Source organism: Phytohabitans sp. LJ34, from assembly GCF_052068095.1.
Lineage (GTDB): Bacteria > Actinomycetota > Actinomycetes > Mycobacteriales > Micromonosporaceae > Phytohabitans.
In genome coordinates, this window is the sequence record NZ_JBQHDG010000007.1 from 151,711 (window position 1) to 176,392 (window position 24,682).

Sequence of the window (24,682 nt, forward strand, 5' to 3'; positions counted from 1 at the left end):
TATAGTTAGGAAAGCTGACTAACAGATCGAGGTTAACAAATCCCATTAAAAGATGGAAGATTATGATTCTGCCTCCGTGACCCGCACCGACATCGATGCGGGCCACGGAGCCGGGCGACGCCCTGGGCGGCCATGGTCACGTCCAGGCGGTCGAGATCAGGCGGATGGCGTCCACGCTCGCTACCGTTGCCCGGTGCGACAGAGATCGGATTAGTAAGGAAGCTGGTCCGTTACGGGAGCCTACATATAGGTCCTCATCTACGGAAGGCTCGGCAATAGATGGGATCTCTAATCAGTTGCCGCCTGGTTGACGTCAGGGATCGTAATCGATACGTTCACGTGGACTGCCGCCGGCAGGGCGACAGCCTTCCACATATGTGTACGGGGTAGGAGGGCACATGCCACGTCGCTTCCCGATCGCCGTCGTCGCCGCGCTCGCGGTCGCCCTCGCCGGCTGCTCGTCCACCGGAGAGTCGTCCGCACAGGACCCGGACGCGCCGATCGAGATCTGGATCCGCCAGGCGCCCGGCTCCGACTCGGAGAAGACCGCGCAGCGCCTCGCCGAGGCGTTCACCGCGTCCACCAAGATCCCGTCGAAGGTGGTGGCCATCTTCGACGACTTCGAGACCAAGCTCCAGCAGCAGGCGGCCCAGCGCCAGCTCCCCGACATCGTCATCAACGACACCGCCCAGCTGGGCAACATGCAGCAGCAGGGCTGGCTGCGCGAGGTCGACCGGGGCACCATCGGCGGCGGCGACAAGCTCGCCGACCGGGCGTGGAAGGCCGCACAGGCCGCCGACGGCAAGTACTATGCGATGCCGTTCTCGGCCCAGTCGTTCGCGCTGCTGGTCCGGGCCGACTGGCGGGCGAAGCTGAAGCTTCCGGCGCCGAAGACCTGGGCCGAGCTGGCCGACCTCGGCACCGCCTTCACCGAGCGCGACCCCGACGGCAACGGCAAGAAGGACACGTACGGCTTCGTCGTGCCCGGCACCACCCAGCGCGGCTACATGTCCTGGTACTTCTCCTCGTACCTGTGGGCCAACGGTGGCGACTTCGTCGAAGCGGCCGGCGAGGGCAAGTGGCGACCGGCCATCAACAACGCCAAGTCGGTGGAGGCCGCGACCTGGCTCAAGGAGCAGTTCTGCACCCGCAAGACGGTCAACCCCGGCGCGGTCAACCTCAACACCACCAGCTCGCACGAGGTCTTCGAGAAGGGCCAGGCCGGCATCTACCTGGTCGGCCCGTACGTGCTGGCCCGGTTCGTGAAGAGCATGGGCACCGAGAAGATCGAGGCGATCGAGGTGCCCAAGGGTCCGTCCGGCGGGCCGGGCACGCTCGCCGAGGGTGAGAACGTGTACCTGATGGCCGGCTCGGACAACGAGGCGGGACAGGTCAAGTTCGCCGAGTTCGCCGCCTCCGTCGAGGGCCAGACGATCGGCATGAACGCCGACAACCCCGGCGCCATCGTCCGCCTGCCGGCGAACACCACAGTGGACATGGCCACCGTCCGCAAGGACGAGCGCTGGGGCGTCTTCCAGAAGGCGTACGACACCGCCGGCGTCTACACGCCGAACGTGCCCAACTGGGCGCCGTTCCGCCAGGTCGCGGCCGACGGGCTCAACGCCGTGATGGCCGACTGCGCCTCCGACGTCAGGCAGTCGATGGACCGTCTCGCCGGGCAGCTCGGTGCGGAGTTGTCCAAACAGGACGTCCAGGCCGCCTGATCCGGCCGGTCGGGGGTCCGCGCGCGGCGTGGTGGGCGCCGTTCGCGGGTCCCTGACCGAGCGTTTGGAAGGAGGACACCGGATGGCGGTGACCACACCTACCGAGGTCGACAAGGGCGGACCGCCCGCGCCGCATCCGCCCACGGCCCGCCGGCGGCGCCGCCGCCACGGCAGCGCCGCCGTGCCGTGGCTGTTTCTCGCACCCGCCCTGATCCTCTTCCTGTACTTCAAGTTCATCCCCATGGCACAGGGCGTGCGGATGAGCTTCTTCGAGGTGCGCACCTACCTCGGCGACCGGTGGGTGGGCGGCGACAACTACACCACCATCGTCTCGGACGACGCGTTCACCAGCGCCATCTGGCACACGGTCCTGCTGGCGGCCGGCACCACCGCCGGTTCCCTCCTCTTAGGACTGCTGCTCGCGCTGCTCGTCGAGGGCACGGCCCGGCATCTGTGGCTGGTCCGCACCGCCGCGTTTCTGCCGGTGGTCACCACCATGGCGGTCATCGCCGAGGTGTGGCGCATCATGTACCACCCGGCGGCCGACGGACCGCTCAACAGCCTCATCGGCTGGATCGGCGTCGGCCCCCAGCCGTACCTCGCCGACGAGGACACGTCCCTGGCCTCCATCATGGCCGTCGGCATCTGGCGCGGCGCGCCGTACGACATGATGATCTTCCTGGCCGGCCTGGCGGGCGTGGACCGCACGCTGTACGAGTCGGCCGCGGTCGACGGCGCCTCGACGTGGCGGCGCTTCCGCCACGTGACCGTGCCGGCGCTGCGGCCGGTGTTCGCGATCCTCTTCACGCTCGCCGCGATCCGCGGGCTGCGCGTCTTCACCGAGGTCTTCCTGCTCACCAACGGCGCGCCCAACGGCTCGACCGAGGTGCTGATGACCCTCATCTACAAGCTCGGCCTCCAGCGCGGCGAGCTCGGCGTCGCCGCCGCCGGGTCGGTCGTGCTCTTCCTGGCCACGGCCGCGCTTACCGTCGCCGTCCGCCTCATGCGACGCAGAGGAGAGACATGAGCCAGCGGTACGACAGCGTGCTGGGCCTGGACGCCCGCCGCGGTCCACTCGCGACGGTCGGCAAGGTGGTGCTGTTCGGCGCCATGGTGATGGTGTTCGCCGGCCCGCTGGTGGCCCTGCTCATCGGGGCGTTCAGCCGGGTGGTCGACCCGACCAAGTTCTCGCTCGTGCCCGAGGGCGGGTTCACAGTGGACAACTTCGTACGCGCCGAGCAGCGCGGCGTGTACCGGTACCTGTTCAACTCGCTCGTGGTCGTGGGCCTCGGCCTGCTGCTCCAGATAGCCGTGAGCGTCTTCGCCGCCTACGCCCTGGCCCGCAAGCGGATGCGCGGCGCGGCCGTGGTGATGCTGCTGATCCTGGCGACGATGATGCTGCCGGAGGAGGTCATCGCGATCCCGCTCTCGGTCGTGCTGGCCGACCTGCCGCCCTTCCACCTCAACCTCATCGGCTCGTACGCCGGCATGATCCTGCCGGTCGCCGCGTGGGGCTTCTCCATCCTCGTGATGACCGAGTTCATGAAGGAGGTGCCGGTGGAGCTCGAGGAGGCGGCGCGCATCGATGGTGCGGGCGAGCTGCGCACGTTCTTCTCGGTGGTCCTGCCGCTGTGCCGCCCGGCGCTCGGCGTCATCGGCGTCTTCGGCTTCACGATGATCTGGGACCAGTACCTGCTCCCCCTGATCGTCGCGACCGAGCCGTCGCAGTACACGCTGCCCATCGCGTTGCGGACGCTGCGTTCCGACGAGGAGGTGGGCATCGGCGTGCTGCTCGCCGCCGCCATGCTCGCGCTGCTGCCGTCGGTGCTGGCGTTCCTGGCGTTCCAGCGGCAGTTCGTCCGCGGCCTGACGAGCGGCGCCATCAAGGGCTGACGAGCGGCGTTACCGGGACGCCCGGTCCGCGGTCAGCCCGGCTCGGCATCGCGGCGAGCAAGGTGTCGAGCGCCTGCTGCGCCGACCCAAGCCTCCCGTAACCGGGTCGAGGTGACCAGGTCGAGGCTGATCGGCCAAGATCGTCGGATGGACATCCAACAGGACGGGGAGGCGCGGCGGATGCCGGCCGGGTTGGTCGCGCTCGCGCTGGGCAGCTTCGGGATCGGGCTGACCGAGTTCGTCATCGCGGGCCTGCTGCCACAGGTGAGCGGCGACCTGGGCGTCTCGGAGGCCGCGGCCGGGTGGCTCATCTCGGGATACGCCCTCAGCGTCGCGGTCGGAGCGATCCTGCTGACCGCCGCCACCACCCGCTTGCACCGCAAGGCCGTCCTCGTCGGGTTGGTGGCGTTGTTCGTGCTCGGCAACCTGCTCTCCGCCGTCGCGCCCAACTACGTCGTGGCGCTGTTCGGCCGGATCGTCGCCGCGTTGTGCCACGGCTCGTTCTTCGGCATCGGCTCGCTCGTCGCCCGCCGCATGGTGCCGCCGGAGCGGGCCTCACGCGCGGTCGCCGTGATGTTCGCCGGGCTGACGGTCGCCAACGTGCTGGGCGTGCCGTTCGGCGCCCTGGTCGGCGAACGCTGGGGTTGGCGCGCCACCTTCTGGGCGATCACCGGGATCGGCGTGCTGGCCGTGGCCGCCATCGCGGTGTGGGTGCCGGCCTGGGCGGGCGCGGTCAACGAGGCGCACCGGCCGGCCGGGCTTCGCCGCCAGCTGCGCGCCTTCCGCTCCGGGCAGGTCTGGCTCACCCTCGCCGCGACCGCGCTCGGCTACGGCGGCATGTTCGGCGCGTTCAGCTACATCGCGTACACCTTCACCGAGGTCACCGGCTTCTCCAGCGCCGACGTCGCCTGGCTGCTCGTCGTGTACGGCACCGGCCTGGTGATCGGCAACGTCGCCGGTGGGAGGGCGGCCGACCGTGACCGCGATCGCACGCTGATCGTGTCGCTGGCCGGACTTGCCGCCACGCTCGCGGCGTTCGGGCTGCTGGCCGGCAGCCGGGTCGCGTCGGTGGTCCTGATATTCCTGATGGGCGTCTTCGGCTTCGCGAGCGTCCCCGGCATGATCACCCGCGTCACGGACGCCGCCGGCGGCGCCCCGCTCGCCGCCAGCGCCAACGTATCGGCCTCCAACGTCGGCAACGCCCTGGGCGCCTGGCTCGGCGGCCTCGCCATCACCGCCGGCCTCGGCTACACCGCACCGCTGTACGTAGGCGCCGCGGTCGTCGCGCTCGGCCTCGCCGTCATGGTGGTCACCGCGGCCTCCGCGGCCGCCAAACCCATGGCGAACACAAAGGTGTGAGCTAGATAGCTTCGGAGTCGGGTGGCGTCAACCCCTATTTAGACAGAGATTTGAGCTACCGCGGCGTCCGTCGTGGTCCAGACCGCTGCTCCCGCGGCCTCACCCATCCGCCGCTGGTCACGCTCACCCCTGCGCGCCACCGGCGGGGCGTGGACGGCCGGGGAACTCGGCTCGCCCTGGCGAGCCGCCGGCCGGGAGCGGTGCCCGCGGGAGCATACGGTCCGCGGCTGACGCGGACATGGGCAAAATATGCCTGAAGCAACGCCACGGCGAGCGGCGATCCTGGCCCCGAAAGGTCTCTAGCGCGACGGCCGGCGTGGTGCGGTGGCGCCGGTCAGTCGCGGTAGCGGGGCGCCGGCGGTGGCGGGGCGGGTCCGAGGCCGGACAGCCAGCGCCGGTGCATGGCCTGCCAGGTGCCGTCCTGGCGGATCCGCTCCAGCACCCGGTTGACCGCCCGGACCAGGTCGGTGGCGGCCGGTGCGGTGGCGACGCCGTACGGCTGGACGGCCAGAGACGGGCCCACCACGACCGTGGTGGGGTCCTGGGCGGCGAGGCCGGCGAGCAGGACGTCCGATGTGGACACCGCGGCGATCTGGTACTGCTGGAGCAGCACCAGGCAGTCGATGACCTCGGTCGTCGCGACGGGGACGACTCCGGGGTACCCGGCGATGTTGCGTATGGAGGTGCTGCCGGCCGCGGCGCAGACCTTCCGCCCGACGAGGTCGTCCATCGTGGCGATGCCGGCGCCGCGCGGCACGAGCAGGCGCTGGGCCGCGCTGAAGTACTCGGTGGAGAACGCCACCTGCCGCCAGTCACGGCAGGTCATGGTCATCGTGCGGGCGACGAGGTCGACGGAGCCGTCGGCGAGGCTGGGGACCCGGTCGGCGGCACCCAGCGCCACGAACCGGACCTTGTCGCGGCTGCCGAGCAGGTCGAGGGCGATCTCGCGGACCAGGTCGATCTCGAAGCCGGCCAGCTCCCCGGTGGTCGGGTCACGGAAGCCCATCTGGTACGCGTTCTGGCTGACACCCGCGACAAGGCGGCCACGGGCCCGGATCTTCGCGACCGTGGAGCCGCCGCCGGCGGCGGGGCGCAGGCTGGCCCGAGGGTCGCATCGCTCCGCCGGCTCCTCGGAGGGCGGCGGCGAGGCCGGATCCTGAACCCCGGCCGGCCGGGGAGCCTGCGCCGCCGCCGCTGACGGCTCGACGGCGGCCGGCCGCCCGGCCGCACACCCGCCGGCCCCGACCAGGGCCAGCACGGCGGTCACCGCTGCCGCTCTACCCGACAACCACGTCATCAGGCGGAACGGTAACGACAGCCGTCAACAACGGCCCGACGTGGTCAGCCAGGCTTCGGCCGGCGGCGGCGCCGTCCCATCGTCAGCAAATCCCGAACGTCCGGAGCGATGCGGGGAATCGCCCTCCCCAGGTAGGCCGCGACGAACGCGTCCGCTATGGCGGCCTTCCACTCGCCCGTGCAGAGCAGAACGACGGCCCACACGGCGGCGGCCACCGCGCCGGCGGCGATCGGGTAACCGAGGATCCGGTCGAGGAGATCGGGGGGTTCAGCTTTCACCGCTCTGCCCTCCGAGTCCCGCGCGACCACTCCAACCAGTGTCCCCGTGTGGCGGCCGCCGGAGTGTCAGGGAGCTGACGCGGAGGCATGAATCCGTGACCGCGAGCCCGCCAGCCGGCGCACAGCCGCCCCCGCCGGGCAAAAACATTGACAGTCGACTATCTCGACGTGGACGCTTACCGTATCGGTCCCGGTGTGGAAGGTGCGTTGTCATGGGTGTATCGAGGCGGTCGACCCTGGCCGTGTGCGGCATCGTCGCGGCGGCCGGCCTGCTCGTCGCGGCCGCGATGACGTCGGCCGGCGCGGCGGCGTCCCTGCCCGGCGAAGGCGGATGCCGGGCCACCGCGCGCGTCGACGCCCAATGGGGCACCGGGGCGACCGGCGGGCAGATCGTCAGCCTCACCGTCACCAACACCTCGGCGACGACCGCGACGAGATGGAACGTGGCGTGGACCCTCGGCGCGGGCCAGCGGGTCCTGTCGGCGTGGAACGCCACCCTCACCACGACCGGCACCACCGTGACGGCGGTCAACGCCGGGCACAACGGGGTCCTCGCCCCCGCGGCGTCGACCACCTTCGGGGCGCAGCTGTCCGGCGTCGCACCGGCTCCCGCCCCGAGCTGCGGCAACGACACGGTGACGCCGCCCACCACCACGCCACCCAGCGGGGTCGACGTCGCGGTCACGCAGGCCGACAACCAGCGCACCGTGACCTTGCTCGTCGGGCAGACGCTCGGCGTGGCCCTGGGAGCCGACTTCCTCCCGCCAACGGTCAGCGGCCCCGCCCTCACCCGGCTCTCCACGAGCGGCGGCTATCCCACCGGGCAACCGCTCGCCGCGTCCTACCGCGCCGTGGCGGCTGGCTCTGTCGACATCACGACACAAACCGACTACGCCTGCCTGCACACCTCGCCGCCGTGCGCGCTCCCCACCACACTGTGGACACTGCACGTCAATGTCGTCGACGTGCCATCCACCGGTCAGACCGTCACCGTCTCCACAGTCGACAATCAGAGCACCGTGCGGCTGCGCGTCGGCGACACGCTCGTGGTGAGCCTGCCCAGCGCCTACCTGCCACCGACCCTGAGCGCCAGCGGGGTCGTCGCACGGCGCGACGTCGCCGGTGGCTATCCCACCGGCCAGCCGCTCCTGGCCCGCTACGTCGCGATGGCACCGGGACAGACCGACGTGTCCACCTTCACGGACGACCCGTGCAACCACCTGCCGACACCCTGCCCGTCACCGTCGGTGCGCTGGACCGTCCACATCGCTGTCACCGCCTGAGCACACCGACGGCCCCTTCCGGGTCACCCGTATCAGTGAGGGTGCGGTCGTATCCGCCTCGGTAGGCTGGCACCGTGCCGGTTTCGGCCTCGCCGCGGGGGAGCATCCGATGAGTGTCGGTGGCGCGCGTGCGTCCGTGCGGGCGCAGCTAGGCCTGGCGGGTGTGTCGGATCTGGCCGACGTGAGCACCGCGGTGCCAAATGACCATTGGCACCCTGGGCTGACCAATTCCTTGAAGGCGTTGGCCGATGCCCAGTGGGCCGACGGCCAGCATGCGGCGGCGGTGCGCACGCTCCAGGACCGTGTGCGGGTCTTCGAGCGGCTGGAGAAGGTCGACGCCGCCAGCCATTCCGCACATCTGGCGGCCGCGTTGGTGGATCTGTGCGCGTATCGGCGGGTGGAGGACATCCCGCTGCCGGAGCGGGCCGGTGAGCGGGCGGTCTCGATCTTTCAGCGCCTGGCCGGCATCAGCGACTACGACGCGCTCGGCCGGCAGCCGCCCAACGAGATGTGGGCCAAGCTCGCCGGGGCTCTGCTGATGCTCGCGCACGCACAGTGGATGTCCGCCCATCGTGGGCCCGCGGTGCGCACTCTGCTCGACCGGGTGAAAATCTACGATCGCCTCGCCGCGGTCGACTCCGATCAGCGGGCCGCGCTGGCGACCGCGCTGACCGACGTGTGTGCCTTCCGGCGGCCGGAGGACCATCCGATCCCGCAGCAGGCCGGTGAACGGGCTGTGGCGATCTTCCAGGAGCTCGCCGGCATCCGCGACTATCCCACCGTCGACGTGCTGGCGCCCAACCAGCACTGGCACAGCCCGGGGCTCGGTGGCTCGCTCTACCTGCTGGCGCACGCGTACGACCTGGCCGGTGACCGGTTCCGGTCGGCATTGTCCATGGCCAAGCGTGCCGTGGTCTACCGGCGCCTGGCACACCAGGACCCGACGGGCTTCCAGGAGGTCTCGGCGGCGGCCGACGACGACGCGGCCAACCGCATGCACGGTGCGATCGCCACCAGGGCCTTCGCCGGGCATGTCCTGCGCGGCACGCTGGCGGATCCGCCCGGCACGCCGGTGACCGGCACCGTCCACGACGCCGCGACCGGCGCCGGCGGCGTGTTCGTCGCGGGCTACCTGAGCAACGGCAGGTTCTTCGGCGCCGACATCACCGGTCCGGCGCTCGACGGGTTCGCGGTGACCACCCCCGCGCTGATGTCACCGCCGGTCGCCGGGGTGGTCACCGCCCTGGTGACCGGCGTCGGCGGCACGAGCCACGACGGCTTCCCGGTAACCGGCACGCTGAGCCCCTCCGGCGCGCCCGTCACCGGCACCGTCCACATCACCGGTGGGCTTTCGGCCGACGGCGTCCCAGTCACCGGCACAGTCAGCGGCACCACCGCCGACGGGTCGACCGTCACCGCGACCGCCACCGGCTCGCTCGGCACGGACGGCCACGTCAGCGCCACCGTGACGGGCACGACCTCCACCGGCGCCCCGCTCGTCGGCACCTTCGACGGCACCGCGACGGCGCCGTCCGTCTCCCCATCGGTCACACCGGCGTCGCCGGCCTCGACCGCGACCACCTCACCACCCGGAGGTTCCCCGATGCCGGAGCTGCCCAACTCGACGCGCACCTTCCTGAAGGCGACCTACGACCGAGTGGGTCTGGCCACCGGGACAGCGGCGGCCGGGCTCCGGAGCGAACCGACCGCGTTCGAAAAGCTGGCCTTCGCCCGCGATGTGGCGGCCACTCCGGCGGAGGCGCGAGCGCTGGCCGACGAGGCCGGCGACGGTCGGCCCGACCTGCGGCAGGCCGCCCAGGCCCTCGCGGCGGCGGCCACCGCACCGGCGCGCGCACCGCAGGCCGCGCAGCTGCTCGCGACGGTGGGTGCCGACGACCTGATCGACGCGGCACGGCGGATCGACGCGCTGCGCGAGCGACAGTCGGCGTCGTCCGGCCTCGAAATGATGATCAGTCGCTTCGTCGAACGTCGCCGGGTCGAGCCGGTCGCCTGGTTGCATCTGGAGCGCGTCGAGATGACGCCGGTCGGCGTCGAACGCGGTGAGCTCGTAGCCACCGTGCCGATGGCGCCCGGCGAGAAGGTGTTCGTCAGCCACAAGGAATGGGCGACGCACAGCTCCGAGCTCGAAGACATCGTCACCGACGAGCTGGAGACCTACAGCGAGCAGGGCGTGGCCGAAAAGAGCGACGCCGCGATGAGCAACGAGTCGGAGACCAAGCGGGAGACCGCCACCAACTTCGGTGTCAGCGCCACCGGCGGCTACGGTCCGGTCACGCTCACCACGTCGCTGGACGTGAAGGCCGCCGACTCCGAACGTGGCGCGCGTACCGCGAGCGTCAAGCAGTCGCTGGAGCAGACGCGCAAGGCCTCGGCCCGGGTGCGCAAGGAACACAAGGTTTCCATGCGCATCGAGACCCACACCGGCACCGAAGACACCGCCGCCAAGGAGATCCGCAACGAGACCGGCCGGCCGATCCGGATCGACTACTACCGGATGATGCGCAAGTGGCGGGTCGACCTTATCCGGTACGGCATCCGGATGACGTACGACCTCGTGGTGCCCGACCCGGGTGCGAGCCTGCGCCGCGTCTACGCCCAGATCCTGGAGCTGAGGTCCAAGCTCGGGCCCTTCGTCTTCGACGTGCCCTACGGCGACGTCACGCCGGCCAACTACCGCAGGCTCGCCGACCGGTTCGGCGCACAGGTGGACGACCCGCCCGGCGAGCGGGCGCCGCTGCACCTCACGATCAGCAACGCCCCCGGCCTCGGCATCGGGCACCACAACGTGTCGATGCCGATCGACGTGCCCGACGGCTACCAGATCGCCGAGGTCGAGTTCACCGCCCGGGTGACGAGCCCGCCCGGTGTGCACTTCGGGCTACGGATCCTCGGCACCACCTACGAAAAGCCGGAGCCACAGGGCGACCAGACCTATCCGCCGACGGTGCTGCGTACGCCGGCCGGCGGTCCCTACCTCGAGACGGCCACCGGGCGGGTCAACGTGGTGTTGCTGCTGCACGACGCCGAAACCGTCGCCGCCGAGCTCGTCGTGAAGATCAAACCGGCGACGGCCGGGCTGGCGTCCTGGCAGAAGGCCACCTGGAACTCCCTCTTCAACGCCGCACAGTCGCAGCACTACGCGCTACAGCAGGACATCGCCGGCCGGATAGCCGAGCTCGAAGCGTCCGTCGACCGCGACGACACGTTGAGCCTGCGCCGCGCCGAGCGTGAGGAGATCATGAAACGGACCCTTCAGTGGCTGTTCGGGCCGACCTTCGACGTCAGCCCCGACTGGGTCGTACAGGCGATGAACGACGCCAGCCGCGACGACACCCAGCTGCTGCTCGAACGTGCCGCCTGGCAAGGCGTCCGTGAGTTCGGCGAGTTCGTCAAGTTTCTGCACCACGCCGTCGAGTGGGAAAACATCCTCTACTTCCTGTACCCGTACTTCTGGGGCTCCCGCACCGACACGGACCCCGCGGCGACCACGCCGGCCGATTCCAGCCAGATGAAACAGTTCGCCTGGCACCCCGACTCCACCCGCCGCGAGTTCATGCGCGCGGGCGCGGCCCGGGTGGTGCTGCCGATCCGCACCGGATACGAAGCCGAGTTCGCGCGCTTCATGGAGCTGGGCATCCTGGAGGGCGGCGCCGGTGGTGGCGCTGACGTCATCCCGCAGCCCGGCGCGGAGCCGTTGACCACTCCCTACCTGTCGATCGCCACCGAGATGCAAAACTTCGCCCGGACCAACTACGCGGGCATCCCGGCGGCCAACCCCGACGTGAAGGCTCGCACCAGGCCACTGGTGAGCGTGCAGCAGCAGAAGGCGTGGGACGACATCCAGCGCCTCACGGGTGAGGTCGAGAGGTACGCCGCGCAGCGCAAAGCCCAGGACGTGCCGGGTTGGGTCGGCGCGCCGGTGGAGTACAGGTACTATCCGACCACCGCCCAAGGCTTTCAGGTCCTGCCGGCCCCGGCGACCGGTCCGCTGCCGTTGACCGACCCGTGGGGTAACAAGTACCGCTACGAGTCGCCGGGCAAGACCGCGCCCTTCGTCATCTACAGCCTCGGCGCGCGAAACCAGCCGGGCGGCGACGGCGAAGACGCCGATGTCAGCACGGACGCCGAAGGCAACCTGATCGCCACCTGGCACGAGTACACACCCACGAGCGGCGTCGACATCCAGGTCGACACGCCACTGACCGGCACCGCCTGACCGGCGTCTGTCCACGCAGGAGGATCGGTGCCACCTCGCGCCCGCCGACCCGCCGGCCCGCGCCGCGACACGGTGCCGGCCGCGTTCGTCGGCGTCGACCGGATCTCCCTGCCGATCGTCGGCACGGGCCGGCGCCGGACCTTCTCCGTGGCGTGGATGGAGTGGCTCTACGATCATTCCAACATCCGATGGACGGCCGCCTACCTGTTCGGAGACCGCGATCGGGGCTGGATCAGCAACGCCCGTGACGTACAGCGAATCGGCTACGGGATCCTGCCGATCTGGATGCCCGCCAGCAAGGGCCACGTCCACGATGGACACGCGCGCGTCGGTGCCAACGACGCCGCGACCGAGGCGAACGCCCGCGCCGACGCGCTGGAAGCCAAGCAGGCGGCGGTCGCCGCCGGCATGCCGGCCGGTGCGGTCATATACATCGACTCCGAAGACCAGAACAACCCCCGGGGCGCGGCACTTTCCGCCCCCGCGATCCGCTACTTCACCACCTGGCTCGATGCCATGAGCGCACCCGGCCCGGGCCCGCTACCCGTATTTCGGGCCGGCCTGTACTCCCGGGACCAGCCCGTCGCGGAGGTCCTCGCGGAGCGCCCCTTCGTCTTCAGCTGGCCGATCGACCGCCAGCTCCAGGTGTCTCATGTGGCACCGTTCACCCAGACGGCCAGCGCGATAAGCGTCCAGCATCCCTCCGTCGCGGCGGTCGCCATCGCGCCCGGAGGGCTCGCCTGGCCGGTGGCCCGGCAAAACTACTACTACCGCAACAACACTCCGCGCCGGCGCAGCGAGCCGAATGCGGAGATCCCCGCGCCCGCGAGCCCGGCTCCCGCCGGCGCCCCAGGTGGCGCGCAACGCGAATGGGACTTCTCCTCGTCCCTCGTACGGGACCCGTCGTTTCCCGCCGGCGAACCACGCCTGGCGGCAGCCGTCGTCAACAACCGCCCGCTGCTCGTCACGCTGACGCCGGTCGAACCCCAGCCGGGCAGGACACCGCGGCAGCGGACCGGAGCGGTGCGGATCCACTGGCCGGCGAGGACCGCCCGACCCATCGACGTCCCGGTCGACGCCGCCACGCCCGTCGACCCCGAACGGACGGTCGTCGCCGCGAGCGGCATCGCCGGCACGGTCCACTTCGCGATGGTCGGCATACGCGGCGGCGGCGGGCCACCGCGCACCGTCCTCACCGGACAGATCGCCGCCGCGGGTGTCGTCGCACCCGCGCCGCTGCCCGGCACCGTTCCCGAGCCCCGGCGGCTCGACGGGATGGCCATCGCCACAGCCGGAAACACCGCCAACCTCGTCTACATCGACCGCGACAACCGGATCGTCTACGCCCACCACGACACTCGCCGGTGGCTTGTCGAGACGCCGCGGCTGCCCAGCGCGCATCCGCTGAGCCGGCTCGCCGTCACCACCGACGGCACCACCGTCACGTGGGTCTACATCGGACCGGGCAACGCACTCACCGTCTGCGACCGGCAGGCGGCCCCGGTCCTCGCGGCCACCGTCACCGCGACGGTAGCGCTCCCGCCGGGGACGGGACCGGCGAACAGCCTCGCCGCGGTGACCGCCGGCGTCGGCCGCTCCCTCGTACTCGTGACCGGACCCGACCGCCGGCTCTGGGCGGCCACAAAGCTCCGCGGGCAGTGGAGCCCACTCCAGCCGCTGCAGGGCGACAACCAGCCAAGCACCGTCGACGCGCACGCTCCGCTGGCCGCCGTCGCGACGGGTGCCGGCACACCCGTCGTGGTGGCGCTGGGCACGGACGGCCTCGTCCACAGGTACGACCTGTCGCCGGCCGCGGGCTCCGCCACCGAATGGACGGCCACCCGGGCAGACGCTCTCGGCGGCACGACCGGCCCCGCCGTCAACCCGTTCGGCGATCTCCAGGTGATCCAACCGGCGGGTCAGCCGGCGCTCCTGGCCGCCGACATCCTCACCGCACAAGGATCCCGTGGGCAGCTCGTCGCTCTCGACAGCGGCGTCTTTCTCCTCGGCGAACCCACCCGGTAGGTTGCCGGGATGCATCGCAGCCGACTTTCGACCATCCTGATCGACGCGCCGACCGGCGAGGCCGCCGCGGCCGCTGACTTCTGGTCGCGGGCGCTGGGCGTGCCCGCGCGGCCGGTGCCGGACGAGGAGCAGTTCACCTCCCTACCCGGCGCCCTGCCCGGCCTCAGCCTGGCGGTACAGGCCGTCGACGACAAGGCCCGCTACCACGTAGACATCGAAAGCGACGACGTCGAGGCCGAGGCCGCGCGGCTCGTCGCGCTGGGCGCCGTCGAGGTCGACCGGTGGCTGGAGTGCCGGATCCTGCGGGCTCCTGGCGGACATCTGCTGTGTGTAATACCGCGACACAGCGACCCCGAGACCTTCGAACGCCACGCGCACACCTGGCCGTAGCCGTACCCCGACAAGGTCATAGCAAAGGGATTCGGCCGGTCTTGGCGATCGCGGCGAAGGCGTGCGCGCTGGGTTTCGGGACACGGGTGAAGTCTTCGCCAACGGCGATGAGGCCGAACGTGGGCCGGTAGCCTTCGCTCCACTCGAAGTTGTCGAACGCGGACCAGTGCAGGTAGCCGCGCACGTCGACACCCTCGGCCCGGGCCTGGGCCAGCGCGGCGACATGGGTGTGCAGATAGTCGACCCGCTCGGTGTCGTCCGCGGTGGCGATGCCGTTCTCGGTGACGTAGAGCGGCAAGCCGGTCTCGGCGGCCCGGTGCAACACCTTCCGCAGCCCGTCGGGGTAGGTCGCCCATCCCATCTGGGTGAGGCGGTGGCCGGGCGGTGGTTCGGCGAAGAACGTGGGTGACGCGGGGTCGACCCACTGCTTGCGGTAGTACTGGACGCCGAGCCAGTCGCCGCGGTCGGGTCCGGTGAGGCCGTCGAGGTAGAGGTCGACGATCTCGTGCCGCATGAGGCGGTGGAAGGCGTGGCAGGCGTCGTCGTCGCGGATGGGGGCGAGCAGCGGCAGGTTGACCGCGAGGCCGGCGCGCGAGCGTGGTGCGGCGTGGTGGACGGCGCGGACGGCGGCGTGGTGCGCGTTCAACAGGACCCGGCCGGCGCGTTTCCAGAGGGTGGGGTTGGTGATGCCGGGCGGATGGTAGCCCTCGAGGTAGCCGTGCAGGGCGACCATCTGCGGTTCGTTGACGGTGCAGACATAGGGCATCAGGTCGCCGAGCTCGGCCGCCACCCGGTGGCAGTAGTCGGCGAACACGTCGACCGCGTCCGGTGCGAGCCAGCCGCCGGCGGCGGCGAACCAGCGCGGCAGCGTGAAGTGGTGCAGCGTGACGAAGGCGGTCATGCCGGTGTCGGCGAGCGCGGTCAGCACCCGCCGGTAGTGGTCGATCGCGGCGCGGCTGAACTCGCCGGGCGCGGGCTGGATCCGCGCCCACTCCACGGAGAGCCGGTGGGCGTTGTGGCCGAGCGAGGCCAGGAGGGCGAAGTCCTCGGCGTACCGGTGATAGTGGTCGATCGCGTCGCCGGAGGACTCGCGGGCGGCGGTGCGCGGGTCGTGTTCGAAGTCCCACCAGTCGCTGTTGACGTTGCCGCCTTCGACTTGATGGGCCGACGTGGCCGCCCCCCAGAGGAAGGCGGCCGGAAAGTCGGTCTGACTCATCGTGTGACGGTGAAGGTGTACGAACCGGAGGCGACGCGGTAGACCGCGTAGCCGCCGTCGACGCGGACGAAGTCGGCCCGGTCCGGCTTGCCGGTGACCCGGCCGCCCTGGAGGGGTACCCAGACCTCGGCGCTGGTGTTGGTGGGCACGGTGACCGAGAGCCGCAGCCAGTCGTCGCCCTTGCGCCACTCGGCGCGTGCCTCGCCTGCCGGGGTGCGGTAGCTGCCCTTGGCGAAGGTGAGGTCACCGACGATCTTCGGCTGGAAGACCAGCTTCCGATACGCGAGCGAGTCGGAGCGGATGCCCGCAATTCCACTGTGGAACCACTCCTCGATCTGGGCGAGGATCATGTGGTTCTTGGAGTCGCCGCGGGTCCAGCGCTCCCCGATGGTGGTCATGCCGCCGGGGTTGGCGACGGTGGACTGCATGAAGTAGCCGTAGCTGGGTTGCTCGTCCTCCTGGAGCAGGTCCCACAGCACGTCGTCGCGGCCGGCCGCGGCCAGGGCCCGGACGGTCGGTGCCATGCCGATGGTGCCGCCGCTGAAGTGCGGGCCGTCACCGTTGGGGTGGAAGGCGTAGACGAGCTCGACGAGCGCGTCGAGTACGGCGCCGCGCTCGCTGTCGGGCACGAGGCCGGCGTCGAGGGCGAGCGCCTGCGCCGCCTGGGTGGCGCCGGCGTTGCCCGCGGCGGTGTAGCGCCGCAACTCCGTGTTGTAGAAGTGGGCGTTGAACGCCTCCTTGATGTCGGCCGCCAGGGCGTCGTAGCGATCGGCGTCCGCTGCGTGACCGGTCAGCCGCGCCATCATGGCGAGCTTGGCGATCATGACGTAGTAACCCCACGTACCGGTGATCCGGCCGGAGGTCTGTTCGGCGGAGACCCAGTCGGCCAGTGCCGCGTCGACGATGTGCGCGTCGGGGCCGGTGAGCACCTTCTGCCGCTGGATGTAGTCGGCGAAGTCGACCATCTGGTCGTAGTAGCGGGCCATCGTCTGGGTGTCGCCGTACAGCTCGTACAGCATCGCGGGTACGAGGATGATGGCGTTGCCCCAGTTGATCTCGTCGCCGAAGCGGCCGGTGTAGCCCCAGTCGTAGACCGGCGTCTTCAGCGCCACGTTGCCGAACATCGGGGTGTCCGCTTTGGACTGTCCCTCGACGAGGTGGTGCATGCTGGTCCGCATGTAGGCGGCCAGCTGGTGGTTGCGGTGGATGGCGCCCATCGGCATGGTGTAGTCCGCCGGGTAGGACAGCTTCTCCCGGCCGGGGCAGTCGGTGAAGACGGACATGACGTTGGCGGCGAACGAGTAGCGGACCATCTTGTTGACACGGTTGACCCGGGCGTTGGAGGTGGTCACCTCGCCGGCGACCGGCGTGGTGGCCTGTAGCCGCAGACCCTTGATCGTGTCCGCGGTGGGCACGTACCCCTCCGGCAGGCCGGTGACCTGCACCCACTGCATGCCGAAGTAGTTGAAGTCGGGGTGCCAGGTCTCGCCGCCGGGCAGGCCGGCGGTGGTGTACGTGTTGAACAGGTCGACGCCGCGGCTGCCGCCGCCACCGCGCAGCGACGCCTGGTCGACGGTGCCGTCCGCGGCCAGGGACTCCGCCGGTGACATGCGGATGGTGGTGCCGGCCGGTATCCCGGGCTTGAGGCGCAGCTCGGGCCAGCCGACGATGTTCTGCCCGAAGTCGAAGACCCACGTGCCCGGGACCAGGTTGGTCACCGACACCGGTGTGAAGGTCTCCACGACCTCGACGGGCTCGGCGGCGCGGGCGACGAGCTTCGTGGCCAGGTTGGGCGGCGGTGCGATGCCGGCGTCGATCCAGCCGGTCGGTGTGCCGTCGCGACGTGTCGCGGTGGCGGTCAGGTTCGAGCCGGGCCGGTCCCAGCCGGGCTGTTCGCGGCGGGCGTCGTGGTCGGCGCCGGAGTACCAGGCGTCGGTCACCAGCGGGCCGAGGGCGGTGCGCCAGCGGCGGTCGGAGACGATGACCTCGCTGCCGCCGTTGCTGTAGGAGATTTCCAGCCGGGCGATCAGGCGCGGGGTGACGGCGGCACCGGCGCTGGGGTCGCTGGCGGCGATGTTGTTGCCGGAGCCGGTCACCAGCGCTCCGGCGGTGTGCGGCTTGGCCAGTCCGGGGGTGAAGGTGATGTCCGTGGTGCCGATCGCGGTGATGACCCGCGACTCGAGGCTGTCGCCGCCGTTGCCGGTGTCGACGTTGACGGTGCCGCCGACGTGGTAGCCGGTGACGCCGCTGAGGGTGACGGTGGTGGCGCCGGCCTCGACGTCGGCGGTGAGCGTGCCGCTGCCCTTGAGCTGGCTCTGCCACCACGAGTAGGGCGCGGTGCGGCCGACGGCGGGGTTGGTGACGCTGCGCCGTACGTAGGCGGGGCCGTTGCCGAGCGCCACGCCGAGGGTGTTGCCGCCGCCGCGCAGCCGCTCGGTGACGTCGTAGGTGCGGTACTCGCTGGAGAGCTGGTAGTTGGAGTTGCCGGGGGCGAGAACCTCGTCGGTCAGGGTCCGCCCGTTCAACGTCGGCTTGTGCAAGCCCACGCCGGACAGGTACAGGCGAGCCTCGGCCACCTTGCGGTGACGGTTCACAGTGAACTGGCGGGCGAAGATCGGCATGGCCTGGTTCTCGACACGGCCCGGATACTCGATCCACCGGGCCGATCCCCAGTCGGACTGGTCGAGCAGGCCCATCTCCCAGCCGGACGGCGCGCTCCAGTCGGAGACCCGGCGGTCGGCGTCCCACACGCGCACCTGCCACAGCGCCTGCTGCCGGGAGGCGAGGGGCTTGCCGGCGTACGCGACGCCGGTCTGCCGGTCCGAGCTGACCTTGCCCGAGTCCCAGATCAGCCGGCCGCGCCTGAGGTCCGACTCGCTGCGCGCGGCCTGGATCTGGTAGGCGGTCTGCCGGTCACCCGGGCACGCCGCGTGGGAGTGCCGGCGGTAGCACGCGTGTGACGTGGCCCGGCGCGTCTCGGTGATCTGCCAGCCGAACGTCGGTGTGGTGTTGTCGATGCCCAACGGCTCGTCGAAGCGGCCGTCGACCTGGAGGTTGACGACCTGGACGTTGGGTTGCCCGCTGCCGTGGCCGGAAGCGGGCGCGGAGGTCAGCGCCTGCGACGCGAGCAGGGTCACGCACGCCCCTACTCCCGCCAGCACACGCCGGCGTTGCCTGGTTTCTGACACCTGTGCCCTCCTTCGGGTGCCCCGCCGGTGGTGCGGTCACCGGCGGGGTGGTTTGGGGTTACTCGCCGGCCTTGTAGTCGGCGTCCATGGCGCCGAGGACCTTCGCCGGCGTGGACTGGTTGCTGAAGACCTCCTGGAGGCCGGACAGCATGGTCTGCTGCACCTTCGCGTTGGGCCACAGCTGGTCCATGAACGGCACCGTGCGGTTGCCCTGGATGAACGTGGTGAGGTCGGTGAACGCCGGGTCCACGGTGGAGCCGGAGTCGGGCAGCGACGGAAGGCTGCCCTGCTTGCCGTTGAACACCTTCATGCCCTCGGGCGACATGACGAAGTTGACGAACTTCAGCGCCAGATCCTTGTTCTTCGCCTTCGCGTTCACCCCGTAGCCGGCGCCCGCCGCGGCCGGCATGAAGAACGAGGCCGGGTCGTCGGTGGCCGGCAGCGGCTTGAGGATGTAGCTGCTGGCCGCGTTCTTGCCCTTCAGCAGCGCGACCACCCAGTTGCCCTGGATGATGCCGAGCGTCTTGCCGGTCGCGGCGAGCTCCTGGCTGGCCTCGTAGCTGGTGCCCAGCGGGTTCTTCTGGAAGCAGCCGTTGCTGTTCATCTCCTGGTACTTGGCCATCGCCGTGGTCCACGGGGAGTTGGCGAACGTGGCCTGGCCGGCCTGCATCTTCTTGTCGAAGTCACGGTCGCCGCTGTAGACGGTCGTGGCGACGAGCGCGTACAGCACGAGCTGGGTTACCCAGTTGTCCTGGATGCCGAGCGCGAACGCCGGAGTGCCCTTGCCCGCCGCCGCCTTGCAGAACGCCAGCAGCTCGGTCCAGGTGCCCGGCGGCTGCAACCCCGCCTTGGTCATGGCCTCCTGGTTGTAGATGGCACCGATGCCGTTGAGGCCGAACAGCGCGTTGTACGTCTTGCCCTCGTACTGCGCGACGCTCTTGACCGCTTCGGGCAGCTTGGACGCCCACGCCTGGTCGGACAGGTCGAGCAGGTAGCCGGGCTTGGCCAGCACGTAGGTGGCGCCGGGGTTGCCGTTGCCCGGCCACACCGTCATCACGTCAGGTGCCGTACCGGAGGAGAGCTGGGTGCGGATCTGCTGCTGGTACTGGTCGGCGCCACTGGTGGTGAAGTTGACCTTGACGCCCGGGTTGGCCGCCTCGAACGCCTTGACGACGTCCTCGATGGAGCCCTGGTCGACCGAGGCGAGGGTCAGGGTCTTGTTGTCGCCGCCGCCGGAGCCGGAGTTGGTCCCGCCGCTACACGCGGCCAGCAACGTCGCGGCGACCGCCAGGCTCAAGAATCCTTTTATCTCCATGGCATCTCCAAAATCGACTCAAGACAGTGCGCTGAAGGTGTAGCGGCCGGACGCCAGCCGCAGGGCGACCCCTGTGGCGGACGGCTCGGCCCCATGAGCTCCCGGCCCGCCGTCCTCCCGAACGCTGTCCGGGTCGCAGGTGGGGATCTCCAGTAGTGCGGTGCATCCAGGCGGCACCGTGGCCGTCACGGTGATCCGGCCGTCCTCGATGGACCAGCCGCAGGCGACCCGCCCCCGCACCGTCTCCTGCTCCGCCCGCGCCCAGGACAGGCGCCCGCCGGGCAATGGACGCAGCAGCAGTTCGCGATAGCCGACCGACCGCGGTGTCTGGTCGATGCCGGCGACGCGGCCGTAGAGCCAGTCGCCGACGCTGCCGAGGCTGTAGTGGTTGAACGAGTTCATCGCCGGGGACTGGAAGCCGGCGTGGTCGGTCCAGCCGTCCCACCGCTCCCAGATGGTGGTGGCGCCGTGCCGGATCGAGTAACCCCACGACGGGTACTCGTCCTGGTGCAGCAGCGCGTAGGCGAGGTCGGCACGGCCGTGGTCGGCCAGCACCGGGCACAGCAGGGCCACGCCGACGAACCCGGTGGTGAGCCGGTAGTCCCGCTTTTCTATGTCCGCGGCGAGGTGGCCGACCGCCGCCGGCACCAGCCGCTCCGGCAGCAGGTCGAACGCCAACGCCAGCAGGTAGCCGGTCTGCGTGTCGCCCTCGACCCGGCCGTCCTCGTCCACATAGGAGTCGACGAACGCGGCCCGGACGCCGCTGTGCAGGGTCCATAGGTCGTTGGCCTCGTCGTACCGGCCGAGCACCTCCGCCGCCTGCGCGACGAGCTGGGTGCTGCGGGCGAAGTACGCGGTGGCGAGCACGTCCCGCGGTGTGCTGGCGTCGAGCTGGAGCCAGTCGCCGTACGAGTTGCCGGTGCGGTGCCGCCACCGCAGGTCCGGGTTGTGCCGGTGGATGTGCAGGATCCAGGCGAGCATCGCGTCGAAGCTGTCCTCCAGGACCCGGCGGTCGCCGTACGTGCGCCACAGGTGCCAGGGGATGATCACGCCGGCGTCGCCCCAGGCCGGCGCGGCCTCCCGGTTGACCGAGATGACCGGGGCGACGTCCCGGAACGCGCCGTCCCCGTCCTGCCCGTCGAGGACGTCGCGCATCCAGCGGGCGAAGAACGTGGAAACGTCGGCGTTGCGGCTGGCGGTCGGTGCGAAGATCTGCGCGTCGGCGAGCCAGCCCAGCCGCTCGTCCCGTTGCGGGCAGTCGGTCGGCACCGCGACGAAGTTGCCCCGCTGTCCCCAGGTGATGTTGGCGTGCAGCTTGTTGACGGTCGGGTCGGAGCACTCGAAGCGGCCGGTGAACGGGGTGTCGTTGTGCAGCACCCGCGCGGTCACGTCCGATGTGGACAGCTCGCCGGGATAGCCGTCGATCTCGACGTAGCGGAAGCCGTGGAAGGTGAACCGCGGCTCGAACACCTCGACCGCCTCCCCCGCCGCGACGTAGACGTCGGTGGCCGCGGCGCGGCGCAGGTTGGCCACGTACAGCTCGCCGCCGTCCAGGATCTCGGCGTGCCGCAGCACGATCGGCTCGCCCCGCGCGGCGCCCCGGACGGCCAAGGACACCCGCCCGACCAGGTTCTGTCCGAAGTCGACGACGAATCGAGCCGGGCCGCGCCGCTCCACGGAGACCGCGGGAAGGTCGCGGGTGACCCGGATCGGTTCGTCCGGCTCGGCCACCAGCGGCCCGGGCTCGGTGTCGAGCACCGCCACCGGGACGAACCCGTCGACCGACCCGGCGTCGTCCCAGCCGGGCACGTGCCGGCGGGCGTCGACGTGCTCTCCCATCAGCAGGTCTGCGGCGCGGGTCGCGCCCGGCTGCTCGGTCCAGTGGCGGTCGGTGGCGACGACCTGGTGGGAGCCGTCGGCGAAGTCGACCACGAGCTGGGCCAGGAACGCCGGCTGCTCGCCGTAGTGGCGGGCCGGGCGGTGGGCGTCGAAGCCGACGAACCCGCACCACCAGCCGTCCGCCACCGTGGCCGCGAGCACGTTGTCACCTTCGCGCACCTGGTCGGTGACGTCGTACGTCTGGTACTGAAGCCGGTGGTGGTACTCGGTCCACCCGGGGGCGAGCTCCAGGTCGCCGACCCGCACGCCGTTGAGCCGCGGCTCGTAGACACCCCGGGCCGTCGCGTAGAGCCGGGCCCGCACCGGCCGCCGCGCCAGGTGGAACTCGCGGCGCAGGCACAGCGGCGGCGCGACGAGCGACGACTCGGTCGTCACGTCCTCGCCCGGCGGCTCGGCGTGCGGCACCGACAGCGGGTCGCGGCCCACCCAGACGCCGGCCCACTCGTCGGCGTGCAGCAGGCCGGTCTCGAACCACGTCTGTGCCTGGCCGGCCGGCGCACCGGTCTCGTCCCACACCTCGACCCGCCAGTGGTACCGGGTCGCCGACCGGAGCACCGGACCGTCCCACGGGACGCCGGTCGTGTCGGCGGAGGTCACCCGGCCGCTGTCCCAGACAAGGCGGCCGTCCGGGTGCTCGGCGGCCGTGATCCGGTACGCCGTCTGCGCCGCACCGCGCCGCGCCGACTCCAGCTTCCAGGACAGCCTGGGGTGCCGCTCCCCCAGACCGAGCGGCTCGTGCCGCCCTTCGGTCCGCAACCCGTACGGTGTCATCCCTTCAGCCCTCCGGCGAAGCCGTTGATGATGCTGCGCTGTAGCGCGAAGTAGACGGCCAGGATCGGCACGATGCTGATCACCAGCGCGGCGAAGATGAGGTTCCAGTCGGAGACGAACTGGCCGACGAACCCGGCCAGGGCGACCGGCATGGTCTGCTGGTCGCTGCCGGACAGGTACAGCAGCGGGGTGAAGAAGTCGTTCCACACCGAGATCGCGTTGAGCACCAGGGCGGTGACCGTGATCGGCTTGAGCATCGGGAAGACCACGTACCGGAAGACCTCCAGCGGCCGGCACCCGTCGATGGCCGCGGCGTCCTCGAAGTCGCGGGGCAGCGCCCGCATGAATCCGATGTAGAGGAAGGTGGTGAACGGCACCTGGAGCCCGGAGTAGAACAGGATCAGCGCCCACACGCTGCCCAGCAGCCCGAGGTCGCGCATCGTCTGGTAGAGCGGCAACGCGGCCAGCTGGAACGGCAGGATCAGCCCGAGCATGATCAGCAGGAACATGCCACGCGACCATTTCGCGGTCGCCCGGGCGAGCGGGTAGGCGGCCAGCGACGACACGGCCAGCACGATCAGCACGCTCACCGCGGTCACCACCACGCTGTTGAACAGCGCGCCGCCGAGCCCGCCCTCCTGCCACGCCTGGCGGAAGTTCTCCAGGGTCGGGTTGGTGGTCGGGCGGATCGGCGAGGAGGTGTCCGAGGTCGGCCGGATCGCGAGGTTGACGAGCACGTACACCGGGAAGGCGACGACCAGGCCGACCGCGACCATCACCATTTCCAGGCCGAACGTGCGAGCGCGGTAGCGGTTCACGAGGCCGCCCTCTCGTTGCGGGCCAGCACGAAGTACTGGCTTGTCGAAGCGACCGCGACGATGATCGTCAGCACCACGGCGAGGGCGATGCTGTAGCCGAACTCTCCGAGCGTGAACGCGTCCTTGTAGATCAGCGTGGAGATCGTGTCGGTGGCGTGCCCGGGCCCGCCGCCGGTCAGCGCGTACACCTGGTCGAAGAGCTTGATCCCGCCGATGATCGACAACATCAGGTTGATCGTGAACGCCGGCGCGAGCAGTGGCCGGATCACCGACCAGAACCGCCGCACCGGGCCGGTGCCGTCGATCGCGGCCGCCTCGTAGATCTCCTTGGGCACCGACTGGAGGCCGGCCAGGAAGATCACCATCGAGTAGCCGCCGAACTGCCACACGATCACGCCGACGATCGACCAGAGCGCGAGCTGCGGGTCACCGAGCCAGTCCTGCTGCCAGGAGTCCAGGCCGACCGCGCCGAGCAGGCTGTTGACCGCGCCGTCCGGGCCGAGCAGGTTGCGCCACAGGTACGCGGTCACGATCGGGGTGACCACCGCCGGCGCGAACAGCAGCACCCGCAGCACGTTTCGCGACTTGATCATCGTGTTGACGCCGAGCGCGAGCAGGAGCCCGAACCCGTTCTGGATGATCGTGATGGCCACCGCGATGACCAGGGTGTGCCAGATCGCCTGCCGGGCGTCCGGGTCGTCGAGCATGTCGCTGAAGTTGCCGAGCCCGACCCAGGAGAAGTCCGGGCTCAGCCCGTCCCAGTCGGTGAAGGCGTAGTACACGCCCCGCGCGCTCGGGATCAACACCACGAAGGCGAACAGCAGCATCGCCGGCGCCGCGAACCACCACGGCGGCGTCGTACCGGAGCGCACTTGGCGGCCCGGTTTGCGCCTGTTCGGGATAGTTGTCATCCGTACGGTCTACTTCCTTGGAACGTTTCATCCGGGCCGGCGCACCGAGGGTTCCAGTCGCAACGACCACGAAGCGAG

Annotated in this window: 16 protein-coding genes; 8 read left to right on the forward strand and 8 right to left on the reverse strand. The window is 70.7% G+C overall.

Annotated elements, in window-relative coordinates; genetic code table 11:
* Positions 1 to 398: 398 nt before the first annotated feature.
* The 4 genes from ACTMTJ_RS14865 to ACTMTJ_RS14880 all read left to right on the forward strand — a co-directional run bounded on the left by ACTMTJ_RS14865 (position 399) and on the right by ACTMTJ_RS14880 (position 4,976).
* On the forward strand, positions 399 to 1,724 hold the full coding sequence (locus ACTMTJ_RS14865) for a sugar ABC transporter substrate-binding protein (RefSeq protein WP_441216973.1): 1,326 nt from the start codon (positions 399 to 401) through the stop codon (positions 1,722 to 1,724).
* 82 nt (positions 1,725 to 1,806) lie between these two features.
* A complete protein-coding gene (locus ACTMTJ_RS14870; protein WP_441216974.1) occupies positions 1,807 to 2,751 on the forward strand; it encodes a carbohydrate ABC transporter permease in 945 nt (314 codons plus the stop codon).
* A complete protein-coding gene (locus ACTMTJ_RS14875; protein WP_441216975.1) occupies positions 2,748 to 3,617 on the forward strand; it encodes a carbohydrate ABC transporter permease in 870 nt (289 codons plus the stop codon). The genes ACTMTJ_RS14870 and ACTMTJ_RS14875 overlap by 4 nt, the downstream gene beginning before the upstream one ends.
* A 147-nt stretch (positions 3,618 to 3,764) precedes the next feature.
* A complete protein-coding gene (locus tag ACTMTJ_RS14880) occupies positions 3,765 to 4,976 on the forward strand; it encodes an MFS transporter (protein WP_441216976.1) in 1,212 nt (403 codons plus the stop codon).
* 334 nt (positions 4,977 to 5,310) lie between these two features.
* On the opposite strand, the gene ACTMTJ_RS14885 is transcribed toward ACTMTJ_RS14880, so the two are convergent.
* Both ACTMTJ_RS14885 and ACTMTJ_RS14890 read right to left on the reverse strand, forming a co-directional pair.
* A complete protein-coding gene (locus ACTMTJ_RS14885) occupies positions 5,311 to 6,273 on the reverse strand; it encodes a glutamate ABC transporter substrate-binding protein (protein ID WP_441216977.1) in 963 nt (320 codons plus the stop codon).
* A 44-nt stretch (positions 6,274 to 6,317) separates the two neighbouring features.
* Positions 6,318 to 6,551 carry a hypothetical protein gene (locus ACTMTJ_RS14890; RefSeq protein ID WP_441216978.1) on the reverse strand — a complete coding sequence of 78 codons (234 nt, stop codon included), beginning with the start codon at positions 6,549 to 6,551 and terminating at the stop codon, positions 6,318 to 6,320.
* A 212-nt stretch (positions 6,552 to 6,763) separates the two neighbouring features.
* On the opposite strand from ACTMTJ_RS14890, the gene ACTMTJ_RS14895 reads away from it, so the two are divergent.
* The 4 genes from ACTMTJ_RS14895 (at position 6,764) to ACTMTJ_RS14910 (ending at position 14,486) form a co-directional block, all read left to right on the forward strand.
* Positions 6,764 to 7,834: a cellulose binding domain-containing protein gene (locus tag ACTMTJ_RS14895; RefSeq protein ID WP_441216979.1), complete on the forward strand. Its 1,071-nt coding sequence runs from the start codon at positions 6,764 to 6,766 to the stop codon at positions 7,832 to 7,834.
* Positions 7,835 to 7,943: 109 nt separating this feature from the next.
* Positions 7,944 to 12,071: a type II secretion system protein GspG gene (locus ACTMTJ_RS14900; RefSeq protein ID WP_441216980.1), complete on the forward strand. Its 4,128-nt coding sequence runs from the start codon at positions 7,944 to 7,946 to the stop codon at positions 12,069 to 12,071.
* 27 nt (positions 12,072 to 12,098) lie between these two features.
* Positions 12,099 to 14,096 (forward strand): glycoside hydrolase domain-containing protein, encoded by a 1,998-nt coding sequence (locus ACTMTJ_RS14905; protein ID WP_441216981.1) that lies wholly within the window; start codon positions 12,099 to 12,101, stop codon positions 14,094 to 14,096.
* Between the two features lie 9 nt (positions 14,097 to 14,105).
* Entirely contained in the window at positions 14,106 to 14,486 is a 381-nt protein-coding gene (locus ACTMTJ_RS14910) for a VOC family protein (RefSeq protein ID WP_441216982.1), read from the forward strand.
* A 16-nt stretch (positions 14,487 to 14,502) separates the two neighbouring features.
* On the opposite strand, the gene ACTMTJ_RS14915 is transcribed toward ACTMTJ_RS14910, so the two are convergent.
* The 6 genes from ACTMTJ_RS14915 to ACTMTJ_RS14940 all read right to left on the reverse strand — a co-directional run bounded on the left by ACTMTJ_RS14915 (position 14,503) and on the right by ACTMTJ_RS14940 (position 24,604).
* Positions 14,503 to 15,702: a glycoside hydrolase family 1 protein gene (locus ACTMTJ_RS14915; RefSeq protein WP_441216983.1), complete on the reverse strand. Its 1,200-nt coding sequence runs from the start codon at positions 15,700 to 15,702 to the stop codon at positions 14,503 to 14,505.
* Positions 15,699 to 18,839 carry a family 78 glycoside hydrolase catalytic domain gene (locus ACTMTJ_RS14920; protein ID WP_441216984.1) on the reverse strand — a complete coding sequence of 1,047 codons (3,141 nt, stop codon included), beginning with the start codon at positions 18,837 to 18,839 and terminating at the stop codon, positions 15,699 to 15,701. The genes ACTMTJ_RS14915 and ACTMTJ_RS14920 overlap by 4 nt, the downstream gene beginning before the upstream one ends.
* A 109-nt stretch (positions 18,840 to 18,948) precedes the next feature.
* A complete protein-coding gene (locus ACTMTJ_RS14925) occupies positions 18,949 to 20,205 on the reverse strand; it encodes an ABC transporter substrate-binding protein (protein WP_441216985.1) in 1,257 nt (418 codons plus the stop codon).
* Positions 20,206 to 20,223: 18 nt separating this feature from the next.
* A complete protein-coding gene (locus ACTMTJ_RS14930; RefSeq protein ID WP_441216986.1) occupies positions 20,224 to 22,875 on the reverse strand; it encodes a family 78 glycoside hydrolase catalytic domain in 2,652 nt (883 codons plus the stop codon).
* Positions 22,872 to 23,693 carry a carbohydrate ABC transporter permease gene (locus tag ACTMTJ_RS14935; RefSeq protein ID WP_441216987.1) on the reverse strand — a complete coding sequence of 274 codons (822 nt, stop codon included), beginning with the start codon at positions 23,691 to 23,693 and terminating at the stop codon, positions 22,872 to 22,874. The genes ACTMTJ_RS14930 and ACTMTJ_RS14935 overlap by 4 nt, the downstream gene beginning before the upstream one ends.
* Complete coding sequence (locus tag ACTMTJ_RS14940; RefSeq protein WP_441216988.1) at positions 23,690 to 24,604, reverse strand: carbohydrate ABC transporter permease; 915 nt, start codon at positions 24,602 to 24,604, stop codon at positions 23,690 to 23,692. The genes ACTMTJ_RS14935 and ACTMTJ_RS14940 overlap by 4 nt, the downstream gene beginning before the upstream one ends.
* Between the last annotated feature and the right edge of the window lie 78 nt (positions 24,605 to 24,682).

Excerpts from the sequence above, each read along its gene's own strand:
- ACTMTJ_RS14865 (WP_441216973.1), top strand. The coding sequence starts at position 399 with ATGCCACGTCGCTTCCCGATCGCCGTCGTCGCCGCGCTCGCGGTCGCC.
- ACTMTJ_RS14870 (WP_441216974.1), top strand. The coding sequence starts at position 1,807 with ATGGCGGTGACCACACCTACCGAGGTCGACAAGGGCGGACCGCCCGCG.
- ACTMTJ_RS14875 (WP_441216975.1), top strand. The coding sequence starts at position 2,748 with ATGAGCCAGCGGTACGACAGCGTGCTGGGCCTGGACGCCCGCCGCGGT.
- ACTMTJ_RS14880 (WP_441216976.1), top strand. The coding sequence starts at position 3,765 with ATGGACATCCAACAGGACGGGGAGGCGCGGCGGATGCCGGCCGGGTTG.
- ACTMTJ_RS14885 (WP_441216977.1), bottom strand. The coding sequence starts at position 6,273 with ATGACGTGGTTGTCGGGTAGAGCGGCAGCGGTGACCGCCGTGCTGGCC.
- ACTMTJ_RS14895 (WP_441216979.1), top strand. The coding sequence starts at position 6,764 with ATGGGTGTATCGAGGCGGTCGACCCTGGCCGTGTGCGGCATCGTCGCG.
- ACTMTJ_RS14900 (WP_441216980.1), top strand. The coding sequence starts at position 7,944 with ATGAGTGTCGGTGGCGCGCGTGCGTCCGTGCGGGCGCAGCTAGGCCTG.
- ACTMTJ_RS14910 (WP_441216982.1), top strand. The coding sequence starts at position 14,106 with ATGCATCGCAGCCGACTTTCGACCATCCTGATCGACGCGCCGACCGGC.
- ACTMTJ_RS14915 (WP_441216983.1), bottom strand. The coding sequence starts at position 15,702 with ATGAGTCAGACCGACTTTCCGGCCGCCTTCCTCTGGGGGGCGGCCACG.
- ACTMTJ_RS14925 (WP_441216985.1), bottom strand. The coding sequence starts at position 20,205 with ATGGAGATAAAAGGATTCTTGAGCCTGGCGGTCGCCGCGACGTTGCTG.
- ACTMTJ_RS14930 (WP_441216986.1), bottom strand. The coding sequence starts at position 22,875 with ATGACACCGTACGGGTTGCGGACCGAAGGGCGGCACGAGCCGCTCGGT.
- ACTMTJ_RS14940 (WP_441216988.1), bottom strand. The coding sequence starts at position 24,604 with ATGACAACTATCCCGAACAGGCGCAAACCGGGCCGCCAAGTGCGCTCC.